At 69.2% G+C, this 24,375-nt stretch carries 19 protein-coding genes and 3 tRNA genes; 13 read left to right on the top strand and 9 right to left on the bottom strand.

From position 1 onward, the window contains the following. Positions 1–385: 385 nt before the first annotated feature. The 4 genes from ftsH to F8O03_RS01800 all read right to left on the bottom strand — a co-directional run bounded on the left by ftsH (position 386) and on the right by F8O03_RS01800 (position 4,524). The gene (gene ftsH / locus F8O03_RS01815; RefSeq protein ID WP_151422124.1) at positions 386–2,362 is read right to left on the bottom strand and encodes an ATP-dependent zinc metalloprotease FtsH; all 1,977 of its coding nucleotides are present in this window, start codon (positions 2,360–2,362) and stop codon (positions 386–388) included. A gap of 155 nt (positions 2,363–2,517) precedes the next feature. Next, entirely contained in the window at positions 2,518–3,075 is a 558-nt protein-coding gene (gene hpt / locus F8O03_RS01810; RefSeq protein ID WP_104251707.1) for a hypoxanthine phosphoribosyltransferase, read from the bottom strand. Between the two features lie 64 nt (positions 3,076–3,139). Continuing rightward, positions 3,140–4,168: a tRNA lysidine(34) synthetase TilS gene (tilS, locus tag F8O03_RS01805; RefSeq protein WP_151422123.1), complete on the bottom strand. Its 1,029-nt coding sequence runs from the start codon at positions 4,166–4,168 to the stop codon at positions 3,140–3,142. A 95-nt stretch (positions 4,169–4,263) separates the two neighbouring features. Then, entirely contained in the window at positions 4,264–4,524 is a 261-nt protein-coding gene (locus tag F8O03_RS01800) for a PLDc N-terminal domain-containing protein (RefSeq protein ID WP_104251780.1), read from the bottom strand. Positions 4,525–4,770: 246 nt separating this feature from the next. Here F8O03_RS01800 and ppa point away from each other — a divergent pair, with 246 nt between their 5' ends. Then, the gene (gene ppa, locus F8O03_RS01795; RefSeq protein WP_068479635.1) at positions 4,771–5,259 is read left to right on the top strand and encodes an inorganic diphosphatase; all 489 of its coding nucleotides are present in this window, start codon (positions 4,771–4,773) and stop codon (positions 5,257–5,259) included. Between the two features lie 297 nt (positions 5,260–5,556). Here the strand turns inward: ppa and F8O03_RS01790 are convergent, their stop codons facing one another. Further along, a complete protein-coding gene (locus F8O03_RS01790) occupies positions 5,557–7,353 on the bottom strand; it encodes a peptidoglycan DD-metalloendopeptidase family protein (RefSeq protein WP_151422122.1) in 1,797 nt (598 codons plus the stop codon). A gap of 360 nt (positions 7,354–7,713) precedes the next feature. Here F8O03_RS01790 and F8O03_RS01785 point away from each other — a divergent pair. The 3 genes from F8O03_RS01785 to F8O03_RS01775 all read left to right on the top strand — a co-directional run bounded on the left by F8O03_RS01785 (position 7,714) and on the right by F8O03_RS01775 (position 8,107). After that, a tRNA-Glu gene (locus F8O03_RS01785) sits at positions 7,714–7,786 on the top strand. 92 nt (positions 7,787–7,878) lie between these two features. Beyond that, a tRNA-Asp gene (locus F8O03_RS01780) sits at positions 7,879–7,955 on the top strand. Between the two features lie 79 nt (positions 7,956–8,034). Next, positions 8,035–8,107: transfer RNA gene (locus F8O03_RS01775), tRNA-Phe, on the top strand. A 19-nt stretch (positions 8,108–8,126) separates the two neighbouring features. Here F8O03_RS01775 and F8O03_RS01770 read toward each other — a convergent pair. Together F8O03_RS01770 and F8O03_RS01765 are read right to left on the bottom strand one after the other, a co-directional pair. Then, positions 8,127–8,774, bottom strand: a complete 648-nt coding sequence (locus tag F8O03_RS01770) for a hypothetical protein (RefSeq protein WP_151422121.1) — start codon at positions 8,772–8,774, stop codon at positions 8,127–8,129. A gap of 169 nt (positions 8,775–8,943) precedes the next feature. Beyond that, complete coding sequence (locus F8O03_RS01765) at positions 8,944–10,638, bottom strand: molybdopterin-dependent oxidoreductase (RefSeq protein ID WP_151422120.1); 1,695 nt, start codon at positions 10,636–10,638, stop codon at positions 8,944–8,946. Between the two features lie 223 nt (positions 10,639–10,861). Here F8O03_RS01765 and F8O03_RS01760 point away from each other — a divergent pair, with 223 nt between their 5' ends. Further along, on the top strand, positions 10,862–11,788 hold the full coding sequence (locus F8O03_RS01760; RefSeq protein WP_244295824.1) for a DUF368 domain-containing protein: 927 nt from the start codon (positions 10,862–10,864) through the stop codon (positions 11,786–11,788). Positions 11,789–11,888: 100 nt separating this feature from the next. After that, the gene (locus tag F8O03_RS18325) at positions 11,889–12,425 is read left to right on the top strand and encodes an NINE protein (RefSeq protein WP_151422119.1); all 537 of its coding nucleotides are present in this window, start codon (positions 11,889–11,891) and stop codon (positions 12,423–12,425) included. 28 nt (positions 12,426–12,453) lie between these two features. Here the strand turns inward: F8O03_RS18325 and F8O03_RS01750 are convergent, their stop codons facing one another. After that, the gene (locus F8O03_RS01750) at positions 12,454–14,001 is read right to left on the bottom strand and encodes an NCS2 family permease (RefSeq protein WP_151422118.1); all 1,548 of its coding nucleotides are present in this window, start codon (positions 13,999–14,001) and stop codon (positions 12,454–12,456) included. Between the two features lie 300 nt (positions 14,002–14,301). On the opposite strand from F8O03_RS01750, the gene F8O03_RS01745 reads away from it, so the two are divergent. From F8O03_RS01745 to F8O03_RS01735, 3 genes are all read left to right on the top strand, one after another. After that, entirely contained in the window at positions 14,302–15,636 is a 1,335-nt protein-coding gene (locus F8O03_RS01745) for a uracil-xanthine permease family protein (protein ID WP_151422117.1), read from the top strand. Positions 15,637–16,014: 378 nt separating this feature from the next. Beyond that, positions 16,015–16,860, top strand: coding sequence for a DUF3592 domain-containing protein (locus F8O03_RS01740; RefSeq protein ID WP_151422116.1), 846 nt, complete (start codon positions 16,015–16,017; stop codon positions 16,858–16,860). Further along, positions 16,857–17,735 (top strand): DUF3592 domain-containing protein, encoded by an 879-nt coding sequence (locus F8O03_RS01735; RefSeq protein ID WP_151422115.1) that lies wholly within the window; start codon positions 16,857–16,859, stop codon positions 17,733–17,735. Before F8O03_RS01740 ends, F8O03_RS01735 begins: the two co-directional genes overlap by 4 nt. 159 nt (positions 17,736–17,894) lie before the next feature. Here the strand turns inward: F8O03_RS01735 and F8O03_RS01730 are convergent, their stop codons facing one another. Beyond that, the gene (locus F8O03_RS01730; RefSeq protein WP_151422114.1) at positions 17,895–18,662 is read right to left on the bottom strand and encodes a hypothetical protein; all 768 of its coding nucleotides are present in this window, start codon (positions 18,660–18,662) and stop codon (positions 17,895–17,897) included. A 746-nt stretch (positions 18,663–19,408) separates the two neighbouring features. Between F8O03_RS01730 and F8O03_RS01725 the strand changes: the two genes are divergently transcribed. The 4 genes from F8O03_RS01725 (at position 19,409) to F8O03_RS01710 (ending at position 24,281) form a co-directional block, all read left to right on the top strand. Further along, positions 19,409–20,491: a substrate-binding domain-containing protein gene (locus F8O03_RS01725; RefSeq protein ID WP_151422113.1), complete on the top strand. Its 1,083-nt coding sequence runs from the start codon at positions 19,409–19,411 to the stop codon at positions 20,489–20,491. Positions 20,492–20,566: 75 nt separating this feature from the next. Continuing rightward, positions 20,567–22,213 carry a sugar ABC transporter ATP-binding protein gene (locus F8O03_RS01720; protein ID WP_151422112.1) on the top strand — a complete coding sequence of 549 codons (1,647 nt, stop codon included), beginning with the start codon at positions 20,567–20,569 and terminating at the stop codon, positions 22,211–22,213. Continuing rightward, complete coding sequence (locus tag F8O03_RS01715) at positions 22,210–23,229, top strand: ABC transporter permease (protein WP_151422111.1); 1,020 nt, start codon at positions 22,210–22,212, stop codon at positions 23,227–23,229. Before F8O03_RS01720 ends, F8O03_RS01715 begins: the two co-directional genes overlap by 4 nt. Next, entirely contained in the window at positions 23,226–24,281 is a 1,056-nt protein-coding gene (locus F8O03_RS01710; protein WP_151422110.1) for an ABC transporter permease, read from the top strand. The genes F8O03_RS01715 and F8O03_RS01710 overlap by 4 nt, the downstream gene beginning before the upstream one ends. Positions 24,282–24,375: the final 94 nt, after the last annotated feature.

The raw sequence follows: 24,375 nt of genomic DNA, 5'->3' as shown, positions 1-24,375 counted from the left end.
CAGATACGCATCCGATGCGGAGGCGGGCCACCCACGCTCGACACCCATCGGCGTAGCTGCCACGCAGAACGGACCGACGATCGGAGGAGCACCCCTGACGACCGACCGACCAGGCTTCCGGAGCTTCGCATCCACGCCACTCGCCATCACGCTCTGGGTGGCCACCGTCGCAGCAGCTGCCCTGTTCCTCGCGCTCGGCTGGAACCTGCTGCAGATGGGCATCCTCATCGTGCCCCTCGCAGCCGTCAGCATCGCCGTGACTGTCGCCGCGCTCGAGAAGACGCGCGGCCCCGAACCACCATGCCCTGACCGCAGGTGCACGCACACACGAAGAAGGCAGGCTCCCGTCGCCGGGAGCCTGCCTTCTTCGTCGTGCATGCGGGGTCTAGAAGCCGAGCTCGGCGCCGCCATCCTGAGCGTGTTCGATCGGGTCCATCTGGTCGACCGGGATGTGCGGCTTGAGCGGCACAGGCGACAGGGTGCTCACGGGGCGGTCGGGGCTGGAGAGCCACTGCGGGCGCTCCGGCAGCTTGCGCACGGGCGCGAAGATCTCTTCCAGCCGAACGTGGTCGAGCGTCTCCTTCTCGAGGAGCTCGGCCGCCAGCTGATCGAGGATGTCGCGGTTGTCGTTGATGACCTTCCACGCCTCGTCGTGCGCCTGCTCGATGAGGAGGCGCACCTCGCGGTCGACGGTCTCGGCGACCGACTCCGAGTAGTTGCGGCCCGCGCCGGCCTGCTGACCGTAGACGGTCTCGGCGGAGGATTCCCCGAGCTTCACGGAGCCGACGGATGCGGTCATGCCGTACTCGGTGACCATCTTGCGGGCCGTCTTCGTGGCCTTCTCGATGTCGTTCGAGGCGCCGGTGGTCGGGTCGTGGAACACGATCTCCTCAGCGACGCGGCCGCCCATGGCGTACGACAGCTGGTCGAGGAGCTCGTTGCGCGTCACCGAGTACTTGTCCTCCAGCGGCAGCACCATGGTGTAGCCGAGGGCACGACCGCGCGGGAGGATCGTGATCTTCGTCACCGGGTCGGTGTGGCGCATCGCCGCGGCGGCGAGGGCGTGGCCGCCCTCGTGGTACGCCGTGATGAGGCGCTCCTGATCGTTCATGACGCGGCTGCGACGCTGCGGACCGGCGATGACGCGGTCGACCGCCTCGTCGAGCGCCTCGTTGTCGATGATCTGCGCGTTCGAGCGGGCCGTGAGCAGCGCCGCCTCGTTGAGCACGTTCGCGAGGTCGGCACCCGTGAAGCCGGGCGTCTTGCGCGCAATGACACGAAGGTCGACGTCCTGCGACAGCGGCTTGCCCTTCGCGTGCACGCCGAGGATGCGGGCGCGGCCGTCGAGGTCTGGCGCGTCGACGCCGATCTGACGGTCGAAGCGGCCGGGGCGCAGCAACGCCGGGTCGAGCACGTCCGGACGGTTCGTCGCTGCGATGAGGATGACGTTCGTCGAGCCGTCGAAGCCGTCCATCTCGACCAGCAGCTGGTTGAGGGTCTGCTCGCGCTCGTCGTTGCCGCCGCCGATGCCGACACCACGGTGGCGACCGACGGCGTCGATCTCGTCGACGAAGATGATGGCGGGCGAGTTCTGCTTGGCCTGCTCGAACAGGTCGCGGACGCGGCTCGCGCCGACACCCACGAACATCTCGACGAAGTCGGAACCCGAGATCGAGTAGAAGGGCACGCCGGCCTCACCCGCGACGGCGCGAGCGAGCAGGGTCTTGCCGGTTCCTGGAGGGCCGTACAGCAGCACGCCCTTCGGAATGCGGGCGCCGACAGCCTGGAACTTGGCGGGCTCCTTGAGGAACTCCTTGATCTCCTGAAGCTCCTCGAGCGCCTCGTTGGCACCGGCGACGTCGTCGAACGTGACCTGCGGGCTCTCCTTCGAGACGAGCTTCGCCTTCGACTTGCCGAACTGCATGACGCCGCGGCCACCGCCGCCGCCCAGGCCTCCAGCGAAGAGGATCCAGATGAAGAAGCCGATGAGCAGCAGCGGGAAGAGGATGCTGACGGCCGACAGCAGCCAGCTCGGCTGGGGCACGTCGTCGTCGTACCCGCCGGCGGGAGCCGCCGTGTCGACGGCCGACACGACGTCGTCGGCGCGCGCATCCACGAAGTAGAACTGGACATTCTGGCCGTACTCGGGGTCGGCCTGCGCCAGCTCCATGTCGACGCGGTTGTCACCGTTGACGATGACGACCTTGTCAGCCTTCTTCTCCTGGAGGAGCTCGAGGCCCTGCTGCGTCGTCACCTCGCGGGTGCCGCTGCCGTTGATGAGGCTGAAGCCGAGGCCGATGACCAGCACGGCGAGCACCACGATGAAGATAGGGCTCTTGAGGATCTTGGTAACTTGCTTCATAAGTCGAGACTCGAGTGGCGTGCTCGGTGCCTTTCAGCCGGTTCTTCGCCAGCGCACCAGGGCGCGCGATCGAAAGTCATGGTACTCGGCACCACCGACACGGGTCTCCAGTGTTCGCTGAAGGCGCGCGGATGCACCGGGTCGCGCTGCCCGGCCTACTCGCCGCCGTACACGTGCGGCTGCAGCACGATGATGTCGCGCAGGTGGCGGTACTGCTCGTCGTAGTCGAGGCCGTAGCCGACGACGAACTCGTTGGGCACGTCGAAGCCGACATAGCGAACGGGCACATCCGACTTGAGGCGCTCCGGCTTGCGCAGCAGCGTGCAGATCTCGACGGATGCAGGGCCCCGCGATTCCAGGTTCTGCTTGAGCCACGACAGCGTCAGACCGGAGTCGATGATGTCCTCGACGATGAGCACGTGGCGGCCCGTGAGGTCGGTGTCCAAGTCCTTCAGGATGCGCACGACACCGCTCGACTCGGTGCCGGAGCCGTAGGAGCTCACGGCCATCCAGTCCATCTTCAGCGGGATCGTCAGCTCGCGGGACAGGTCGGAGACGACCATGACCGCGCCCTTCAGCACGCCGATGAGCAACGGCTCGCACTCGGCGTAATCAGCCTCGATGCGGCGGGCGATCTCAGCGAGCTTCGCCTGGATCTCCTCTTCCGTGATGAGGACTTCGCGGACGTCGTTCGGGATATCAGTGGCGCGCATCCTGGCTCCTGGGGTGTTTCAGCGCTCGAGAAGACGAACGTGGTGTGCGGCGGAACGGGTGAAGCTAGGCGGTCTCGTCGAGGTGGTCGTCGTGCGCGGAGGCCGTCGCACCGAACAGGATGCGACCCTTCTCGCGCTCCACCCGGATGCCGGGGAGATCGACCGGGCCCTGACCGCGCCACTCGGTCGCGAGGGCCGTGACGGCCATCGTGTGGCGACGCGTCAGCGAAACGCCGAAGCCCTGCTCGGCGACGATGCGGCAGATCCGCTGGCGCAGTGCGGGCGGCTGCGCGACGATGCCGCCGACGTCGAGGGAGATGCGGCCGTCATCGTCGGTGTTCACGATCTCGTGCGCCCACTCGAGGGCAAGCGCATCCAGCGTCTCGGAGTCCTCGCGAAGCGTCGTCGCCGTGCGGGCGAGCGCCTCGGAGATGCCGGGGCCGAGCTCCTTCTCGAGGAGCGGCAGCACCGTGTCGCGCACGCGGACGCGCGTGTACGCGGGGTCGCTGTTGTGCGGGTCGATCCACGGAGTGATGCCCTGGTCCTCGCACGCCTGGACCGTCACCTGGCGGTGCAGGCCGAGCAGCGGGCGCAACAGCGTGCCCGTGACGGGCGCCATGCCGTGCAGGCTCTTCGCGCCGGAACCCCGAGCGAGGCCCAGCAGCACCGTCTCGGCCTGATCGTCGAGCGTGTGGCCGAGCAGCACCCAGGATGCGCCCGTCTCGACGCGCACGGCCTCGATCGCCTCGTAGCGGGCCACGCGGGCGGAGGCCTCCGGGCCAGCACCAAGGTCCTCGACGCTCACACGCACGACGCTTACCGGGGCGAGGCCGAGCTCAGCCGCCTGCTCCGCAGCATGCTCGGCGATCTTCGCCGAACCCTCCTGCAGGTCGTGGTCGATGATGATCGCGCCGGCCTCGACCTCGAGGCGCTTGGCCTCGAAGACGGTGGCTGCGGCAAGAGCAAGGGAGTCGGGTCCGCCACTCAGGGCGACGAGCACACGATCGCCCTTTTGCACACGCCCGAGGAGCGAACCACGGACGGCTCGGCGAAGGTCGGCGACTGCTGGAGTGAGGCGAGGGCGATCTGACACAGGTACAGCCTAAACGCGCCCGCGCGAACCGTCACGCTCGGAGCCGCAACAAGCACCGACCGAGGGGCGGCGAGGCGCGGGAGCTGGCAGCAGGGTCAACGCTTGCGGCCGAAGAGGAAGTAGGAGATCGGGCCCACGAAGTTCACGAGCGAGAACGCACCCCACGCGAGTCGCGACCCGCGAACCTGAGTCGGCTTACGCCGGACGAGACTCAGAAGCGCGGCGGCGAGCAGCGTGAACTGCACACCGGCGACAAGGGCCGTCCCGAGCGACAGCACATGCGGAAGCGCCTGGCCCGTCCCCTCCCGAAGCGGGATGAACGGATCGAGATGCAGCGCTTCCTTGAGATCAGCCATGCAGACCAGCATGCCACGATCCATCACCGCCGCTCCAGCCGAGCGTCACAGCGCGAAGCGCAGACGGCCGTCACGGTCGGCCCCGACGGAAACGGCGCATCCGCACCCCCAACCGAGGCGCATCCACTACCCTGAACCCGAACGAGACCAACGGTTTCGTGCGGCGAGCAGCGCCCCACAGGGCCCCGCGACGCTCGCCGACAAGCCACACAGAATGAGCGCCGCCAGGCGCAACGAAGGAGCGCCATGGGCAGCTACGACGTCGTCATCGAAATCCCGCGCGGAAGCCACAACAAGTACGAGGTCGACCACGAGACCGGCCGCGTCTTCCTCGACCGCGTGCTCTTCACCCCGTTCGTGTACCCCGTCGACTACGGCTTCTTCGAGCACACCCTCGCAGACGACGGCGACCCCCTCGACGCACTCGTGCTGCTCGAGTACCCGCTCTTCCCCGGCGTCGGCCTCAAGGTGCGCCCCGTCGGCGTGCTCAACATGGCAGACGAGGCAGGCGGAGACGACAAGATCCTCTGCGTCCCCGCGAAGGACCCGCGCTGGGCCAAGATCCAGGACCTCGGCGACGTCGACGACTCCACCAAGGACCAGCTCAAGCACTTCTTCGAGCACTACAAGGACCTGGAGCCCGGCAAGTGGGTCAAGGTCGAGGCCTGGGGCGACGCAGCCGCGGCTGAGGCGATCATCGAGCGCTCCATCGCGCAGTACAAGCCAGCCGAGTAGGCGCCGTCCGTCGGTCCGACCGGCGGCAGGCTGACGAGAGCCCCGCATCCCACGTGGACGCGGGGCTTCTTCGTGTGCCCGGTGCGGATGCGGCTGTCCAACATGAGTGCGATATCGGGGATCTGCTGCGCCCAAGGCCCAGAATCGAACGATATTGCACTGATGTTGGACAGACATCGAGCGCACGGGTCGTCCCGCGGGTGAGCGCCGAGGACGTCACACGCAGAAGGGCGACTCCCCGCCGAAGCGAGGAGCCGCCCTTCTGCTCGCGCTGGGCTCAGCCAGTGCGGGTGCGGATCAGTAGTAGTAGATGCCTGCCGAGGCGAGCCACGGCTTCGGGTCCATCAGGGTTCCCCAGTACTTCAGCTCGAAGTGCAGGTGGCAGCCCGTGGAGGACCCGGTGGTTCCGGCGTAGGCGAGCACGTCACCGGCGTTCACGGTCTGGCCGACGTAGACGTTGATGCCGCCGTCCATGATGTGCGAGTAGGAGACCTGGGTTCCGTTGCCGAAGTCGAGCACGACGTGGTTGCCGAATCCGCCGTTGTAGCCGGCGTAGGTGATCGTGCCGCTGTGCACCGCGTAGAGCGGGGCTCCGCACGTACCGCCGTTGACGCCGAGGTCGAGGCCGTTGTGCATGCGGTAGGTGCCGAAGATCGGGTGCAGGCGCATGCCGTACTCGTCCGTGACGACGCCGCTGCTGATCGGTCCGTAGTAGCCGGCCAGCACTCCGCTCGGGGTCTCCGGAGTGGTCGGTGCGACGACTTCGGGCTCGGGCTCGGGCTCCGGTTCGAGCTCGACGTCAGGCTTCTGCGGCTCCTCGGGGAGGATCTCGATGTCGGGCTTCGTGGGGTCGGGCTCGGGCGCCGTGGTCGGCGCGGTCGTCGGCTCCGGCTCTGGTGCCTGCGTCGGCTCGGGCGCCTGCGTCGGCTCCGGGGCGGTCGTCGGCTCCGGGGCCGTGGTCGGTGCCGGCGTGACGGGGTCGGGGTTCGGGGCGGGCGACTCGGCGGGAGCGGTCGGCTGCTGCGGCGCGACCGGGGCGGTCGGGTCCGCCGTGGCCGTCGGCGGGGCAGAAGGCTGGCGAGGAGGTGCGGCCTGTGCCGGCGGGCGCAGCGATTCCGGGGCGACAGAAGGATCGGTCGGGTCGGCTGGCGCGAGCGGGGCGGATGCCTCTGGCACGTCGGTGGAGATGTCGGGCTTGGCCGGCGCCTGGACGCCTGCTGCCTCAGCGTCGGCGACGGCCTGCTGGTACGCCTCTTCCTGGTAGGCGGCCGCGGCTTCTGCACGTTCGCGGTTCGTCTGCGCGACCTGCTCCTGGCGGAGCTTCTCGCCGGCTGCGTAGTCGCTGGCGGTGACGTCGCGCTTCTCCTTGAGCGGCGCGAGCATGGCCTGGAGGTCGGCCTTCTTGTCGTCGGCGAGGTACTTCTCGTTCTGGAGGACAACCTGCTCGGCCTGCGCCGCGTCGAACTTGGTCTTCGCGTCGGCTTCGAGCTTCGCGAGCTCGTCGTGCGCGGTTGTGGCCTGGGTGCCGAGGACGTCTGCCGTGTTCTTCTCGGTGACGGCCTGGTTGTAGATGCCGTCGGTCTGCTCGGAGAGCTTGCTGATGGTGCCGAGCTGGTAGAGCAGCGTGTCGGCGTCGCCGGGGTTGAGGAAGAGAGCGAGCTTGGGGTCGCCTGCGCCGCGTGTGCTCATGGCGGCAGCCAGCTGACCGGCCTTCTCGCGTGACGTCGCGGCCTTCTCCTCGGCCGCATCCGCCTGCTCCTGCAGGATCGTGACCTCGGCGAACTTCTCGCTCGACGCGGTCTGCGCCTTGCCGTGCTCTTCGCCGGCGGCCTGCGCTTCGGCGGCTGCTGCGGATACCTTCGCGTCGAGGTCGGCGATCTGCTGTTCGATCTCGCTGATGAGCGATTCCTGGCGATCGACGTCGCCTTCAGCTGCGACGACGTCTTCCCACGTGGCGTAGTCATCGTCTGCAGCGAATGCGGGGCCAGCGGAGAGTGCAAGCGCGGCCAGCACGGCGGCGGATGCTGCGCCCACGAGCGGGGTACGCCAGCGGTCGCGGAGTCGCAGGGGCTTCCGGCTCCTGGTGGCGGGCATTCGCTCTCCTCGTGATGGATCTTGGGTGCGGAACGAGGCGGACGCCTCTGCGGCAACGCGAGACTGCATTTACCACTGCAGTCACTCGTTTCACACCAACAACACGAGAAACAGTAACAAGTTTGTCAACATCTGCCTAGCGCGTCACAGAGACCCGGGTGAGGAAACCTGTACCGGGTCGCTGAGTGGGCCGGAATCCCGCGCCTCGTGGGGAACATCCGGATACGAGGAAGCCTGCGCGCGCACCCGACCGCGCCCCGTGCGACACGCCGAACGGACCGCGATGCGGCACCGGATTTGCCGCGAGGCGAAAACGCCCCTATGCTCTTCTCTCGGTAGTCAAGTCAGCTACAAGCACTCGGCCCCATCGTTTAGCGGCCTAGGACGGCGCCCTTTCACGGCGTTAACACGGGTTCGAATCCCGTTGGGGTCACGGTCGTGACAACACCAGGTGCTGGGATGCTGTACATTGAACTGTCGCAATCGAATACGGATGAATCAGCCCAGGCTGAGACACCACAGTAAGGCCCTGTAGCGCAGTTGGTTAGCGCGCCGCCCTGTCACGGCGGAGGTCGCGGGTTCAAGTCCCGTCAGGGTCGCCAAGCATCTTGCCCTCTTCTCGAAGAGGGCAATTTGCAACGGCGACGAACATCAGTGCGTCGCCACGAGGCAACAGCCTCCGGCTCTGTAGCTCAGTTGGTAGAGCGCACGACTGAAAATCGTGAGGTCACGGGATCGACGCCCGTCGGAGCCACTGAAACCCCGCCTAGCTTCTACATGGCGGGGTTTCTTTGCGTCCGCGGGGGAACGAGGCGATAGACGCGCCGTGCCCGCCCCGCCGTGAAGCCGGCGCGCACGTAGCGCTCGAGCAGCGCATCCGTCGCCGCGGCCGCAACCAGGACCGAGCCCGGCGGAGCGTGCTCGATCAAGCGCCTCGCGAGCATCACCGCGGTCATGCGGGTACCCGGGAGTTGCGCGAGGGCCGCGACCATCCAGCGGTCCCCCTTCGGCGTCTCCGGGCCGGACGCCGAGAGCGTCGTCCCGCCCGGCTGCACCAGCGCGATGACAGCGCCGACGAGCAGCGCCGCGTAGACGAGCATCCCGAGCAGGAGCATGAGCATGGTGTCGAACAGCAGGATGCAGGCCACCCAGAGCACAAACGCCGCAGCCGTGACGAGCACGACGACCAACCCGTCCAAGATCGGCCGTCGCCGCGCGAAGAGCACCGTACCGGTGCGGGACTCATCGAGGTAGAGCCCACCTCGAAGGGTCATCGGCAGAATCGAGAACGCGTAGATCGGCACCGACAGCACCGCCAGCGGCACGTTCGGGGTGGATGCGCGCGCCGAGATCCACGCGGCGCGCGGCAGATCGCGGACGGTCGACGGTCGGGGAGCCTCGTCGGGGGAATGTGGGGGCATCCCCGCCAGGCTATCGGGGGGGGTCTTGCGCGGTGCATCCGCCTGAGACACGGCGCAGATCTTTGGGAAACGCAGGCTCATCCCGGAACGGGGCTGCGCTTCCCACACCTTTGTGGAGGAGGAAGGTGTGGTGCGAGCAGCTGCGGGCGGGCCCCGCCGACGCCGAGACCTACGCGGTGACGTTGACCGTGATCTCGTGATGGCCGGTGGCGCCGTCGGGAACGACATTGGCGCGCGCATCCGTCTGCACCTCGCCGTCGCTCGACGTCGCGCGGACGCGCACGGAGTGCTCGCCTGCGGGGGCGTCCCAGTCGAGCTTCCACTGCAGCCACGTGTCGTCGGAGATGGGCGCGGCGAGCTCCGTCGGCATCCACTCGCCGTCGTCGATCTGGACTTCAACGGCTTCGATGCCCGTGTGCTGCTGCCACGCGAACCCGGCGATCGTCGTCGGACCCGCGTTCAGGCTTCCGGCGCTGGGCACATCGATGCGCGAGCCGATCTTGATCGGCCCCTCGGCACTCCACCCGCGGTCGGTCCAGTACGCGTTGACCCGGTCGAAGCGGGTGACCTCGAGGTCGACGACCCACTTCGTCGCCGACACGTACCCGTACAGGCCTGGCACGACCATCCGCACCGGGAAGCCGTGCTCGGCGGGGAGCGGTTCGCCGTTCATGCCGACCGCGAGGATCGCGTTGCGGTCGTCGGTGAGCGCCCCGATGGGGGTGCTGGCGGTCCAGCCGTCGGCCGACTTCGAGAGCACCATGTCGGCGTCCGCCTGCGGACCCGCACGCTTGAGCAGCTCCCGGAGGGGGTAGCCGAGCCAGAGCGCGTTGCCGATGAGGCCGCCGCCGACCTCGTTGGACACGCACATGAGGGTCGTGATGCTCTCCTCGAGCGGCAGGGCGAGCAGCTCGTCCCAGGTGATGGTCACCTCGTTGTCGACGAGGCCGTGGATGCGCAGCGACCAGCCCTCAGGGTTCACGAGCGGCACGCTGAGGGCCGTGTCGATGCGGTAGAAGTCGGCGTTCGGCGTGACGACAGGCGGGAGGCCCGGGATGTCGAACTGCGCGCCCGCGGGGACGGCCGCCGCCTTCACCGCGGCAGCCGGCAGGGCGATCGCCTCGCGGACCGCCGTGACGGCGCGAGTTCCGGCAGAGAGCGCGGCACCCGAGGCAGCCGCGATCACGCCGACGACGAGGGATGCCCCCGAGTAGATGAGGAAGCGGCGGCGGTCGACACCGGCCGGAGTCGCGGTCGACTCGACCTCGACGCCCGCTGCCCCCTCCGTCTCCGACTCGCTCGCAGCCGCGCGTCCTGTCGCGCCGACGGCTGAGCCTCGCGCGACGGCGACGGCCGACTCCCTCGAGCGCTGGCGGGCCCGCTGCTCAGCATCGGCGAGCGTCTTCGCGAGGAACTGCAGCGTCAGCACAGCCACCACCATCGCGAGCAGCGGCGGCACGGTATCGAGGGGCGAGAACGGGGTACGGGTGGCTACAGCCACAGCGCCGATCGCGGCGATGAGCCCGATGAGCACGCGGCCCCACGGCGGACGAGCTCGTTCGAGCACGCCGGCGATCGCCGCGACGACGAGCAGCACGACCGCGACGAGCGCGATGAGCGCGATCTTGTCGGCGGTCCCGAAGAGCGCGATCGCCGTGTCCTTCGCCCAGGGCGGCGCGAGGTCGATGAGCAGGGCACCCACCGCGACGATCGGGCTCGCGGTGGTCTGCAGGAACGCGGCCGCGAGCTCACCGAGGCCGACACCGAGCGCCGCGGCACCGATGCCAGCGAGGCCGGCGGGAGCCGCGCCGCGGAGACGTCCGCGACGGGTTTGAGCCTCTGCGAGGCTGGGTTCGGAGGACATGGCGGACACGGTACGCGCGCCAGACCCGGCCGGGCTGAGTGCCAGTGGATTGCGTGAATCCGCTGTGAATGCCGCCCGCCTCGTCGCCCTCACGCCGGGTGGCGGCGATGCCCCGCGGGTGCGACCGCGGATGCGGCCTGACAGACTAGGGGCTTTGTGCCGCCTCCCCCTGCGCGCACGCATCCGGCGCCACCTCCGACCCCGGCGCCCGAGAAGGGCCGGTTTGTCAGCGCTCAACGTCCTCGTCAATCTCCTCCGAGGCGCGCTCATCGGCGTGACGGAGATCATCCCGGGCGTCAGCGGCGGCACCATCGCCCTGCTGATCGGTGTCTACGAAACCCTCATCGACTCAGCTGGCCACCTCGTGCGCGGCGTCGTGCGCGCGGCAGTCGACACCGTGCGCGGTCAAGGCCTGCAGCGCGCACGTGAGCACTTCGCCCAGGTGCGCTGGGGCGTCGTCATGCCGGTCGGCATCGGGATGCTCCTCGCGATCGTCGTCGCCGCACGCATCGTCGCACCCCTCGTCGAGGCGCACCCCATCGCATCCCGCGCGCTCTTCGCAGGGCTCATCGCCGTGTCGCTCATCGTTCCGGCCCGGATGCTCGGCGCCCGCTGGCAGGTGCGCGACTACGCGATCGCGGTCCCCGCCGCCATCCTGAGCTTCGTGCTGACCGGACTCCCGTCTGCGAACGACGCCGACCCATCCCCCATCGCCATCCTCGTCTCCGCAGCCGTGGCGGTGTGCGCGCTTGTGCTGCCCGGCGTCTCCGGATCCTTCGTCCTCGTCACGACGGGCATGTACGAGCCGACGCTGCGTGCCCTCAACTCGCTCGACTTCGGCTACATCGCACTCTTCGCGATCGGCGCCATCACGGGTCTCGCGCTCTTCGTGCAGGTGCTGCTGTGGCTCCTCACGAAGCACCGCCGCGTGACCCTCGCCCTCATGACGGGCATCATGGCCGGGTCGCTCCGCGCCCTATGGCCATGGCAGAGCGAGGACCGCGAGCTGCTCTGGGCATCTGGCGACGTCGTCGGCCCCGCTCTGTGGTTCCTGCTCGGTGCCGCGATCGTGGGCGCACTCCTCATCGCAGAAGGACTGCTCGTCCGGCGAGCCCTGCGCACGGCACCAGGCGCACATCCGACGCCCTGACCCTGCCGCGCTTCGGCCCCCGAAACCCACAGGCCCGCGCAGTGTCGGTGGCGCTCGCTAGCATGAGTGACGCATCCACTCGACAGCAGGGAAGTGCCTGATGAGCCTCGTTCCATCGGATCCGTACGCATCGCAGCCCGAAGACGACGCCTTCCGCTCGTCCAACACGAACCACGGGCCGTCCTCGCCCGCCGCCGGCTGGTACCCGGACCCAACGGGCCGGCAGCGATACTGGGACGGCGCCCAGTGGGGGCACTACGCGCCCACGCAGGCACCAGCCGCCAACGCGCCCGTGCTCTACCAGCAGACGGTCGTGGTCAGCGGGGGCAAGGAAGTCGGCATCACGTACGTGCTCGCGATCTTCCTCGGCGGACTCGGCATCCACAACTTCTACCTCGGCCGCACGGGCATCGCCATCACGCAGCTCGTGCTCTACCTCGTGGGTTTCGCGACGTCCTGGCTCGGCATCGGCCTGCTCCTCATCCTCGGCGTCGCGATCTGGGTCATCGTGGACCTCTTCCTCATCCCGCAGTTCGTCCGAGAAGCCAACGCGCGCCTCGCGGGGGCTGGCGCGTACACGGCGAACCAGGGATACGGGCCCGCTGGCGGCGGCGGGCAGTACCCAGGTCAGTACTAGCGCGCGGGTCAGCGGCTCCCCGTCACGGCTACGCGAACAGGCCCTCGATGGGGCCGCGCGCGAAGTAGATGAGGAAGCCGACGGCGACGATCCACAGCAGCGGCGACACCTTGCGCGCCTTGCCCGTCAGCGTCTGCACGAGCACCCACGAGATGAATCCCGCCCCGATGCCGTTCGCGATCGAGTACGTGAGCGGCATGATCACGATCGTCAGGAACACCGGGAGAGCGACGGAGAAGTCGTCCCACTTCAGCTCGCGCACCTGCGACACCATGAGCACACCGACGACGACCAGCGCTGCGGCCGCGACCTCGAGCGGGACGATCTGCGTCAGCGGCGTGAAGAACATCGCCAGCAGGAACATGACACCGGTCACGACGCTCGCGAGCCCCGTGCGGGCGCCCTCGCCGACGCCGGCGGCTGAATCCACGAAGATCGTGTTCGACGAGCTCGACGTCGCGCCACCCGCGACCGCCCCGATGCCCTCGACGACCAGCGACGACTTGAGGCGAGGGAAGTTGCCCTGCCTGTCCTGCAGACCCGCTTCACGCGTGAGCCCGGTCAGCGAGCCGACCGCGTCGAAGAAGTTCGTGAACACCAGCGTGAAGACGAGCATGACGCCGGCCAGGATGCCGATGCGCTCGAACGCACCGAAGTCGAACGCGCCGATGAGGCCGAGGTCGGGCACCGAGACGATCTGCGTGGGCAGCATCGGCACGTTGAGCGACCATCCGCCCTCGTTCTCGAACGCCGGGCCGAGCTTCATGACCGCCTCGACGATCACCGCGACGACGGTCGTGCCGACGATGCCGATGAGCAGCGCGCCCTTCACACGACGGGCCATGAGGACCCCCATCACGATCAGGCCGACCACGAAGATGAGCGTCGGAACCGTCGTCACCGAACCGCCCACACCGAGCTGCACGGGCGGCGACGCGTTCCCCGAGGACGTGACGAAGCCCGCATCCACGAGCCCGATGAACGCCAGGAACAGGCCGATGCCCACCGTGATCGCCGTCTTCAACTGCGGCGGCACGGCGTGGAAGATCATCTCGCGCAGGCGGGTCGCCGACAGCACGACGATGACCAGGCCGTTGATGACCACAAGCCCCATGGCCTCGGCCCAGGTGACCTGCTGCACGACGTTGACGGCGAGGAAGGAGTTGATGCCCAGGCCGGCCGCGAGACCGAACGGCAGGTTCGCGATGACACCGAACAGAATCGTCATGACGCCGGCCGTGAGCCCAGTGACGGCGGCGACCTGCGACGCCTGCAGCCAGCCGCCCTCGACGTCGAGCGTCGCCTGATCCTGCGAGAATCCGCCGAGGATCAGGGGGTTCAGGATGACGATGTACGCCATCGTCATGAACGTGACGAGGCCACCGCGAATCTCGCGCGGCACGTTCGAGCCGCGGTGCGTGATCTCGAAGAACGTGTCGAGGCGCTCCGTGAACGTCGACCCGCTGCCACGTCTCGTCGGCGCGACCTGCGTCGCACGCGTTGGCGTCGCAACGTGCCCGCCGTCGCCGCCTTCCGCCTGCTCGTCGTCGACTGCGGACTCGTGGCTGTCGCTCATGCGGCTCCCCTGATCGTGCTGCTCGCGGTACAGGAACAAGCGTAGCCAGCGCGCGGAGCACCCGATGCCGCCCACCCCTCTTCTGCGCCGCTCTGTTCCGCTCGACAGCCAGGGTGACGCGCGGCATCGACAGTCAGGGTGACGTGAGCCGGATCGCCGTCGCCACCGAGCTGGATCTCACTCCCACGTCACCTTGGTTGACGCGCGACGGCAACCACCGCATCCCCTAATCTCGTAGAGGTCACGCGCCGATCCCCGCGCAGGCCCATCCCCGCCGAACGACCTGGAAGCGAGACCGCCGTGGCACTGCCCTGGAAACTGCACGGAGACGGAAAGAACGTCCCCGCAAGCGAGATCGTGCTGCCCGAGGAGCGCCTGACCTGGCCCCGCACCATCGGACTCGGCGCGCAGCACGTCGTCGCGATGTTCGGCGCGACGTTCCTCGTTCCGCTGCTGACGGGCTTCCCGCCGTCGACGACGCTGCTGTTCTCGGGCATCGGCACGATGCTGTTCCTGCTCATCACCCGCAACCGCGTGCCCAGCTACCTCGGCTCGTCGTTCGCGTTCATCGCGCCGATCCTCGCGGCCGTCGCCTCCGACGGGCAGGGCGTCGCACTTGCCGGCATCATCGTCGTCGGCGCGCTGCTCGCCGTGGTCGGGCTCATCGTGAACCTCGCAGGCACCCGCTGGATCAACCTCCTCATGCCACCTGTCGTCGCGGGCACGATCGTCGCGCTCATCGGCTTCAACCTCGCCCCTGCGGCGAAGAACAACTTCGAGGCGTCACCGCTCGTCGCGTCGGTGACGCTGCTGACGGTCATCGTCGTCGCGGTCGCGTTCAAGGGCATGGTCGGGCGGCTGTCGATCCTCATCGGCGTCATCGTCGGCTACATCGTGGCTGCGTTCATGGGCCAGGTCGACCTCGCGGGCCTCGACGATGCCGCGTGGATCGGCCTGCCCACCTTCACGGCCCCGGTCTTCGCCGCTGAGCACCTGCTCGTCTACCTGATGTTCGTGCCGGTGGTGCTCGCGCTCATCGCCGAGAACGTCGGCCACGTGAAGGGCGTCGGGCAGCTCACGAACCGCAACCTGGACCCGATGGCCGGCCAGGCCCTGCTGGCCGACGGCCTCGCGACGGTGCTCTCCGGCTTCGGCGGCGGCTCCCCCACCACCACGTACGGCGAGAACATCGGCGTCATGTCGGCGACCCGCGTCTACTCGACGGCCGCCTACTGGGTCGCCGCGATCGCCGCGATCCTCCTCGCCCTCTCCCCGAAGGTGGGTGTGCTCATCGCGAGCGTCCCGGCGGGCGTGCTGGGCGGCATCACGACGGCCCTCTACGGCCTGATCGGCATCATCGGCGTGCGCATCTGGCTCGAGAACAAGGTCGACTTCTCGTCACCCACGAACCAGTTCACGGCGGGCGTCGGCCTGATCGTCGCGATCGGCGACTTCACGATCAACAGCGGCCAGGTGACGTTCGGCGGCATCGTCCTCGGCACCGTGGCGACGCTCGTCGTCTACCACCTGATGAGCGGCATCGCGAAGCTTCGCGGCTCCGACGCCGATGAGGCCGGCGACGACCTCGTCGCTGGGGCCGACGGGGCAGCGGATGCGGAGCGGGCCGCGCGGTAGCCGGCACGTGCAAGCTGCGCGGTTGCGTGCCTCCGACGCCGCGCGCCCCTCGCTCGCGGCCACGCATCCCGCCCCGTAACGACGCGAACCGGCCCTCCGCCCGCGCCGAGATCTCCAAAGTGGACTTGTGGTCGTCAAACTCGAAGTTTGACAACCACAAGTCCACTTTCGACTCCCGGGGCGGGATGGGGGGGGAGGGTGGCGAGGGTGGGGCGAGGGTGGGGCGAGGGAGGAGGGGGAGGGTGGGGGCGAGGGGCGCCCGGGGGGGGTTCCGCATCGGCGCGCTCGGGGGTGTGCGCTGGGACGCGGGGCACCTGCGCGGCGAAGTCGAAGCATCCGGGACTGGTGCGGGGCGCATCCGCCTGTCACTATCCAGCCATGAGCACCATCGACCCGGTCCAAGCACGAAGGGCGAGAGCGACGCGCCGCGTGGGCAGTCCTCAGACGCTCGCGCAGCTCTGGGCTGTCGGCGTCGTGCTGTTCCTGTTCGGTGCCCTGCTCGGCTTCGGGCTGATCGCGGAACGCAACTCGGGTCGCCAGATGGCCCTCGGCATCCGCGACCTCGATGCCGAGCCGTGGATCAACGACGCCTGGTACGCACTCCCCGCCGCGTTCGTCCTCCTTCTCGGCGCGCTCCCCCTCTACTTCCTGGTCTACGCGAACCTCATCGGTGATCCGCGTCCGCTGCCGCCCGTCGACCCGTTCACGATTGCGCTGGCGGGCACGACGACCGGGCTCGTCGCGTTCGCGGGCCTGTGGACGCAGCCGCAGCGTGTCGGGTCCACGCTCGACGAGCACTTCGACACCGTCGACGCCTGGTCGTCCGCCGCGTGGGCCTCCTACTGGCTCCCCGTGTGGCTCCCGGCACTCGCTGCAGCCCTCACCGTCGTCGCCTTCGTGACGTGCAGGCTGCTCCGACGGCGGTCCTCGCGGCGCGTGGATGCGGTGCGGCGGATGCTCGCGGCGGGTCACCCGACGCCGGGCACGGTCACCGAAGGGGTGGACATCTCGCCGGGCACACGCACCATCGCGTCGTGGCGCTTCACATACGCCGACGCGCGGGGCATGCAGCGCTGGGTCAAGCGCACCAATGCCTTCGACTGGAGCACGGCGCCCAAACCGGGGCAGCGCGTATGGGTGCTCTTCGACCCCGCACGTCCGGGTGACACCTCGCGGATATTCGTCTCGAGGTCATCGCCGGACCGAGCGGAGGACTACGCATGAGCACCGTCGACCCGGCCCGGACGCACGCGCAACGGGCCGCGGTGAAGGCGCGCCGGGTCGGCAGCCCAGGCGCGCTCGCAGTGCTGCTGACGCTCGACGCGGGGCTCGCCGTCGGCGGGTTCCTCGCCGCCGTCGGGCTCAGCTCGCTGTTCGCGATCGAGCAGATCGAGCGCGGCAGCGGCTTCCCGGTGCTCGCGCTCATGCCACTGCTCATGCCGGTGGGCATCTTCGTGTCGCTCGGATTCCTCATCGCGCAGGCCGCCGGGCGTCGCACCTACACCGGCGCGTCGGACTTCACACGCGCCCTGGCAGACGGGCAGCCAATCTGGTTCGCGGGCGCCGCGGTTGGCGCGTGGGCGTCGCTCGCAGCCCTGATTGCCGGAACGAGCGTGAAACCCCTCGTCCTGTTTCTGAATGAAGACGGGACTCCCGTCGTCGACGACTCACCGTGGACGCTCACCGTTCTCCCCTGGGCGATGCCCGTCGCGCTCACCGTCCTGCTCGCTCTCTCGGTGTGGCGGCGCGTCGCCCGCGGTCGGCGCGACCGTCGCACGGAGTCGACGTTCGAGACGATGTTCGCGAGCGGGACGCGAACATCCGGCGTCGTCACGCAGGGCGTCGAGCGTCCGCGCGAGAGCGCGCGCGTCGTCAGCCGCTGGACGATCCGGTTCACCGACCACCGCGGGCAGACCCGCTGGACCACACCATGGGGCCTGTTCCACGAGGACTCACTGCCCGGGTTCGGCGACCAGGTCACCGTCATCTACGACCCCGCGAGCCCCGGAGACGAGCGCCGCATCTTGATCGCCCGCGAGCATCCAGACCGGATCGAGTCGTACCAAGCGCATACGCCGCCGTTCCCCTTCGGCGCGTGAGGTGCGGGCTGCGCCGTGCTGTCGCTGGCGCACGCCGCCAGCGTCAACCCGCGCGTGCATCCGCACGGCGAATGCATCTTTCCGACGTCACGAAGATGCGTCTGCCGCATGTTTGCGGGCGGATGGCGCGCGTGCGCGGCGGTTCCGAGGACGGCCGCGTCAGACCAGCGCCCCCTCGAGCGCGTCGAGCCAATCGCCCCAATAGGCCTTCCAGAGCTCGATCTCGTCGAGCACCTGCAGCTTCTCGTGCATGATGGCGAGCTTGGTACGGCCATCCGCGGGGGCGTCGAACGTGAACAGCAGCCCGCCGATCGACTCCCCGTCACATGCAATCAGCACCTTGTAGGTCTTCGACGCGACCTTCGACCGGAACTCCGTCTCGAAGCCGAGCAGCGCATCCCGGTTCTCGTCGTCGGCGATGAGCGAGCGAAGCACCTCGCGGTCAACAGGAAGCGTGCGCGAGCGGTTGGCGGTGAACGTGCCGTCTGGCATCTGCCCGGCGAGGCGCCGGCCCGTCATCCGCTCGAAGCTGACCGCAATGCCCTGGCTCCACCAGCCGTTCTGCTCGGAGTTGGCCATGACCCACTCGACGATCTGCGGATGCGCGGCGTCGCGCCCCACACCGGCGTCGATCGCGTCGATCCAGTCATCCCAGCCCTGCCCCGTCTGCGCTCGAATCGCTGCGTCGGAGTGCATCGGCTGCGCGACCCAGTCGTGGCGGGATGCTGCAGCGCATGCCTCGCCAGCGGACGCGGTCTCCGTGCCCGACGCTTCGGCAGCGGATGCCGCGCTGCCGGGCTTCGCGCCCGGCTCGGCGGGCGCATCCGCTCCGCCACCGAGCAGCACCGCACGCCGCGCAAGCGTCTCGTCGCGCCGTTCCCGCAGCTGCGCGCCGACGGCCCCTGAAATTCCAGCACGTGATCTCACGTCGCATCCCCTCGTTGCGGCCAGACTACTCAGCACTCCTCAGCGCCGCTCAGCACTCCTGAGCGACGAGGTTGGGCGTGAGGTTGATGTCCGCAGCCCGCAGCCCGCAGCCCCATCGCTGCCAGCCAAATGGCCCCACCCCCACGACGCGGCTGATCGCAGCCAGCCAAATGGCCCGAATGGGAACCCCAAAGGGGCCACTTCGCTGGCAGCGATGGGGCCGCGCGGCCAAACGACAAACCCATGACAAATGCATGCCCCCGACCGCACGACCATGCATTCGCCGCAGGTGTGCGCACCGGCAGAGCGGGTGCGCACCGGCATAGCGGATGGCGCACCGGCAGAGCCGGGTGTGCGCACTGGCAGAGCCGAGTGGCGCACTGGCAGAGCCGCGAGGCGCACGAGCAGAGCCGCGAGGCGCACGAGCAGAGCCCCGTGGCGCACCGGCAGAGCGGGTGGCGCACTGGCAGAGCCGAGTGGCGCACCGGCAGAGCCGAGTGGCGCACCGGCAGAGCCGAGTGGCGCACTGGCAGAGCCGCGTGGCGGTCTCCGCCGCGGGCCTCCGAGGCACGGCCACCCGCTCCGGGTCACCATCCCGACCCAATTTGGCAGCGCTACTGGTAGCGCTGCCATTTTTGGGCTAGTGTCACGAAGCAAGCTGGCGATCAGCCCCTGACCTCCCTCAGACGGCCAACCCCATACACCTCCATCGCCAGCAGCACCCGCCAGATTTCAAAGGAGAAATCATGCACTCTCGTCGACCCACATCGCGCTTCAGGATGGGTTCAGCACTCGTCGCCGCGGCCTCGGCCGTGGTCCTCCTCGCCGGATGCACCAGCGCGCCAGCTGAAGGCGGCGGCGGTTCCGCAGGCGGCGAGGACGGCAAGTTCGTCATCGGCTTCCAGCAGCCCCTCGGCGGCCAGGCCTGGCGCGAGATGGGCCTCGCCTCGCTGCAGGCCCTCGCCAACTCCCCCGAGTACGTCGACAAGGTCGAGCTGAAGATCGTCCGCACCGACGACAACGACGCGGCCCAGCAGAACGCCGCCATGCAGAACCTCATCGCCGACGGCGTCGACCTCATCCTCTTCGACCCCGCCTCCTCCAGCGGCGCAGACCCCGCCATCGCGCAGGCCACCGCGCAGGGCATCCCCGTCATCGCCAACGGCGGCCCCTACGAGAGCGAGGACGTCTACACGGTCTCGACCGACTGGGCGAGCGCCGGAACCATCGGCGCCGAGTGGCTGCTCGAGAACCTCACCGACAACAAGGATGTCGCGGTGCTCGAGGGCCTCGCCGGCGTCCCCCTCAACGAGGGTTCCATGCCCGGCGTCATCGAGGCGCTCGAAGCCGGCGGCGCATCCGTCGTCGCGCAGGACACCAACGGCTGGAACGAGGCCACCGCGCAGGAGTCGATGGCGAACATCCTCCGCTCCAACCCCGACATCGGCGGCGTCTACTCGTTCCTGACCGGCGGCCAGGGCGTCGCTGAGGCCTACAAGGCCGCGGGCGTTCCCTTCGTTCCGACAGTCGGAGGCTCCGGCTACAACGGCGAGGCGTGCGCGCTCGTCGAGTACGGGCCAGAGGGCTACTCGGGCAACATGATCTTCGGCCAGCCGGCGATCTACGCCAAGGGCCTCGAGCAGGCCGTGAAGCTCCTCGACGGCGAGGAGATCGAGCGCGAGCAGTTCTTCCCGCCGCTCGAGATCACCACCGAGAACGCCGCCGACTACTGCCTCGAGGATCGCCCCGCGAACTTCCAGCTGGGCTACGACTTCCCCGGCCTCGACCTGAAGCTCGAGGACGTCATGGAGTACTACTCCGGCTCCTAGCCGGCACCGGTGGCCCTGCTCGGCAGGGCCACCACCTGCTCCCAGTCGCATCGATCAGCGAGGACACATCGAGTCATGAATGCAAGTGAAGTGGGCGCGGCGGCACCGGACGCGGTGCACCCCGCCGCCGCGCCAAGGCCAACAGCGACCGGGCAGGCGCAGAGCATCGAGCCGCTCCTCGTCGCCACCGACCTGGTGAAGAGCTACGGCCCGGTCAAGGCCGTGCAGGGGGTGAGCTTCGTCTGCCACCCAGGCGAGGTGCTGGCCCTCGTGGGCGAGAACGGCGCGGGCAAGAGCACGGTCGCGAAGATGCTGGCGGGCGCCGTCACCCCGACCTCCGGCACGATCACGGTCGAGGATGCACCGCTCGCGTCCGGCAGCGTGCGCCTCTCGCGCCGCTCGGGCGTGCGCTGCGCGTTCCAGGAGCTCGCGCTCGTCCCCGAGTGGACCGTCGCCGAGAACCTCAGCCTCCCCGACGGGGCGCCGCTCCGCGGCTTCTCGCAGAAGAAAGCCATCACGGCCGCGAGCACACTGCTCGAGTCGCTAGAACTGTCGCAGATCGACCCGCGAGCGCTGGTCTCCGACCTGTCGCTCGCCAACCGGCAGCTCGTCGAAATCGCCCGCGCCTTCGCCGGCGAGCCCAAGCTGCTCATCCTCGACGAGGCGTCGTCGGCGCTCACTCCCCCCGGCGTCGAGTGGCTGTTCGCGCGCATCCGCGAGCTCACGGCGCGTGGCGGCAGCGTCATCTACGTGTCGCACCGCCTCGGCGAGATCGCCGAGATCGCCGACCGCGGCATCGTGCTGCGCGACGGCGGCCTCGCCGGCGAGTTCTCGCGCGGCTCCTGGACCGACGACGAGCTCATCTCCCTCATGGCGGGCCGCAAGGCCGAACGGTTCTTCCCGGACCCGCCAGCGCGCACCGACGACGGCGACGTCCTCGAGGTCGAGGGGTTGCGCGCCGAGGGCGTGCACGGCATCTCCCTCACGATCGGCGCCGGCGAGATCGTCGGCATCGGCGGGCTCGCGGGGCACGGCCAAGCCGAGCTCCTGCGCACCCTGTTCGGCGCATCCGCCGCCACCGCCGACTCGTGGACGATCGACGGCGACCCCGTCTCCCGCCTCACCCCCGTGCGGGGCGTGCGGCGTGGCCTCGGCTACGTGCCGGAAGACCGCAAGAAGGAAGGCCTCGCGCTCGAGCTCGGTGTCGGCGAGAACCTCCTCGCCCCCTGGTTCAAGGCCTGGCAGCTCGGCGGGAAGCCGCGCCTCCGCCGCGAGCGCGGCTGGCTCGACGGCGTACTCGCCGCCCTCTCCGTGCGCACGCGCGGCCCGCTCGAAGCGGCAGGCTCACTGTCCGGCGGCAACCAGCAGAAGCTCGTCTTCGGCAGGTGGATGAACCGCTCCCGATCGGTCATCCTGCTCCACGACCCCACACGCGGCATCGACGTGCGCGCCAAGCAGGAGCTGTACGGCGCGATCGTCGACCTCGCGAAGCAGGGCGTCGGCGTGCTCTGGTTCTCGACCGAGGTCGAGGAGCTCGTACACGTCTGCCACCGGGTGCTCGTGCTCTACAACGGGCAGGTCACCGACGAACTCGCGGGCGAACGACTGACGGCGGATGCGATCGTCGGTGCCGCAGTCGGCGCGACGGGCAGCATCCAGACCGTCTCGGCCGCCGAGCTGGAAGAGGCGGCACGACACACCACCACGAGGAGCAGCAGATGACCGCCACCGTCACCCCGCCCCCGGCGGCCCCCGTCACCCGGGCCGTCGCGAAGCGGCAGGGACTCGTCAGGCTTCGACGCGAAGGCGCGTTCGCGCCAGCAGCCGCGTTCGTCGTGTTCCTGATCGTCTACATCATCATCAACCCGGAGCTGCTCACGAGGTTCCAGCTGCAGACCGCCGCGAACCTCGTCGTGCCGCTCGCGTTCGTCGCGCTCGGGCAGCTGCTCATCGTGCTCGTCGGCGGCATCGACATCTCCATCGGCGCGATCATGAGCCTCTCGAACGTCGTGTTCGCGGCGCAGACCGAGCTGGTCCCCGTCCCCATCGCGGTGCTCATGGGGCTCGCGACCGGACTCGCCTGCGGCCTCTTCAACGGCTTCCTCGTCTCCTACGGCGGACTCCCCGCGATCGCCGTCACCCTCGCGAGCGCCTTCATCTTCGGCTCCCTCGCCCGCGAGGTCATGGACCGGCCTGGAGGGAACATCACCACCGAGTTCCACCTCGCGACCAGCGGCGAAGCCATCCCGTTCGTTCCCGTGGCGCTCGTCTGGCTCACCCTCATCGCCGTGCTGCTCTGGTTCATCCTGCAGCGCACCGCCCTCGGCCGGCACATCTACGGCGTCGGCTCGAACATGGACAGCATCCGCGCGGCAGGCCTCAACTCCCGCCTCACGAAGCTCGCCGCCTTCGGCATCGCGGGCGTCCTCACCGCAACGGGCGCCATCATGCTCGCCGGCTCCACCATGACCGGCGACCCGCGAAGCGGCGACCCCTACCTGCTCTCCTCGATCGCCGCCGTCGCCCTCGCCGGCGCCAGCTTCACGGGCGGACGCGGCAGCATCATCGGCACCATCCTCGCCGGCATCACCCTCGGGCTCATCGGCAACCTGCTCTTCTTCGCAGGCATCAACTCGTACTGGCAGTACGTCATCTCGGCGCTCATCATCGTCTCCGTCGTGGGCATCCCCGTCGTGTGGCGCAAGGTGTCGTTCGCTCGGAAGGGAGCACGGTCATGACCGCAACAGTTCCGGCCGCAGTCGGCGGCACCGGGGCATCCGGCGCCGGAGACTCGGGCACCGGCCCGGGGGCGGCTGGCGGCGCCGAGCACGAGGTCGAGTACTCGCCGTCCAAGTCGCTGCTCGCTCGCGTCCCCCGCAGCGTGTGGCCGCTCGTCGCGTTCCTCGTGCTGTTCCTCATCGGCGGCATCATCCGCCCCAACCTCATCACCATCGAATCGCTCATCGGCACCGCGACCTTCGCGATCATCCTCTCCATCGCGTCCTTCGGGCAGACCTTCGCCGTCATCCAGGCGGGCATCGACCTGTCCGTGCCCAACACGATCGCGTTCTCCGCACTGTCGTTCCTCGCGATGGTCGGACCCCTCGGCCCGTTCGGCGCATTCATCGGAGCACTGCTCGCGGGAGCCGTCATCGGCCTCCTCAACGGGCTCGTCATCGCGAAGCTCGGGCTCACCCCCATCGTCACGACCATCGCCATGAACGGCCTCCTGTTCGGCGTGATCCTGCTGCAGTTCAACTTCTCCGAGCTCACGCAGATCCCCGACTTCATCACCGCCATCACATCGGCGCAGATCAGCGTCTTCGGGCTGTCCATGGCCGCCGTCCTCCCCCTCGGACTCGTCCTCATGGTCGTGCTGCAGCTGGTCCTCAGCTACACCGGATGGGGGCGCTCCCTGTTCCTCGTCGGCGCGGCCCCCGAGACGGCCAGGCTCGCCGGCCTGCCCGTCGACCGCATCCGCATCACCGGCTACGTCATCTCCGGCATGCTCGCCGCCTTCGCCGGCATGGTCATCGTCGGCTACTTCCAGCAGGCCTCCGCGACCATGGGCGACAGCTACCTGCTCTCCTCCGTCGCCGCGGTCGTCGTGGGCGGCGCATCCATCTTCGGCGGGCGAGGGTCGGTGGTCGGCACCGTCGGCGGCGCGCTGGTGCTCGGCCAGGTCGCCACGCTCGTGACCGTGCTGAACCTCGGGTCCAACGTGCAGCAGCTCATCTACGGCGCCATCATCCTCGTCGTCATCTCGCTGTACGGGCGCAAGCGCGCGTAGCGGCCCGGCCCTCCGCCCAGAGTTGTGGGGGGGGGGGGGGGGGGGGCGGGGGGGGACCAACCCCCCCCCCAAAAAAGAGCCCCCCGGCGGGGGG

Origin of the sequence: Pseudoclavibacter terrae (assembly GCF_008831075.1) — a bacterium.
Classification (GTDB): Bacteria; Actinomycetota; Actinomycetes; order Actinomycetales; family Microbacteriaceae; genus Pseudoclavibacter; species Pseudoclavibacter terrae.
The sequence above is the reverse complement of the archived record's forward strand: the minus strand, read 5'-3'. Positions and strand labels throughout refer to the sequence as shown.

Bases quoted from the DNA above. Each gene is read 5' to 3' on its own strand.
- ftsH (WP_151422124.1), bottom strand. From the start codon at position 2,362: ATGAAGCAAGTTACCAAGATCCTCAAGAGCCCTATCTTCATCGTGGTG.
- hpt (WP_104251707.1), bottom strand. From the start codon at position 3,075: ATGCGCGCCACTGATATCCCGAACGACGTCCGCGAAGTCCTCATCACG.
- F8O03_RS01800 (WP_104251780.1), bottom strand. From the start codon at position 4,524: ATGGCTGATCTCAAGGAAGCGCTGCATCTCGATCCGTTCATCCCGCTT.
- ppa (WP_068479635.1), top strand. From the start codon at position 4,771: ATGGGCAGCTACGACGTCGTCATCGAAATCCCGCGCGGAAGCCACAAC.
- F8O03_RS01790 (WP_151422122.1), bottom strand. From the start codon at position 7,353: ATGCCCGCCACCAGGAGCCGGAAGCCCCTGCGACTCCGCGACCGCTGG.
- F8O03_RS01770 (WP_151422121.1), bottom strand. From the start codon at position 8,774: ATGCCCCCACATTCCCCCGACGAGGCTCCCCGACCGTCGACCGTCCGC.
- F8O03_RS01765 (WP_151422120.1), bottom strand. From the start codon at position 10,638: ATGTCCTCCGAACCCAGCCTCGCAGAGGCTCAAACCCGTCGCGGACGT.
- F8O03_RS18325 (WP_151422119.1), top strand. From the start codon at position 11,889: ATGAGCCTCGTTCCATCGGATCCGTACGCATCGCAGCCCGAAGACGAC.
- F8O03_RS01750 (WP_151422118.1), bottom strand. From the start codon at position 14,001: ATGAGCGACAGCCACGAGTCCGCAGTCGACGACGAGCAGGCGGAAGGC.
- F8O03_RS01740 (WP_151422116.1), top strand. From the start codon at position 16,015: ATGAGCACCATCGACCCGGTCCAAGCACGAAGGGCGAGAGCGACGCGC.
- F8O03_RS01735 (WP_151422115.1), top strand. From the start codon at position 16,857: ATGAGCACCGTCGACCCGGCCCGGACGCACGCGCAACGGGCCGCGGTG.
- F8O03_RS01725 (WP_151422113.1), top strand. From the start codon at position 19,409: ATGCACTCTCGTCGACCCACATCGCGCTTCAGGATGGGTTCAGCACTC.
- F8O03_RS01720 (WP_151422112.1), top strand. From the start codon at position 20,567: ATGAATGCAAGTGAAGTGGGCGCGGCGGCACCGGACGCGGTGCACCCC.
- F8O03_RS01715 (WP_151422111.1), top strand. From the start codon at position 22,210: ATGACCGCCACCGTCACCCCGCCCCCGGCGGCCCCCGTCACCCGGGCC.
- F8O03_RS01710 (WP_151422110.1), top strand. From the start codon at position 23,226: ATGACCGCAACAGTTCCGGCCGCAGTCGGCGGCACCGGGGCATCCGGC.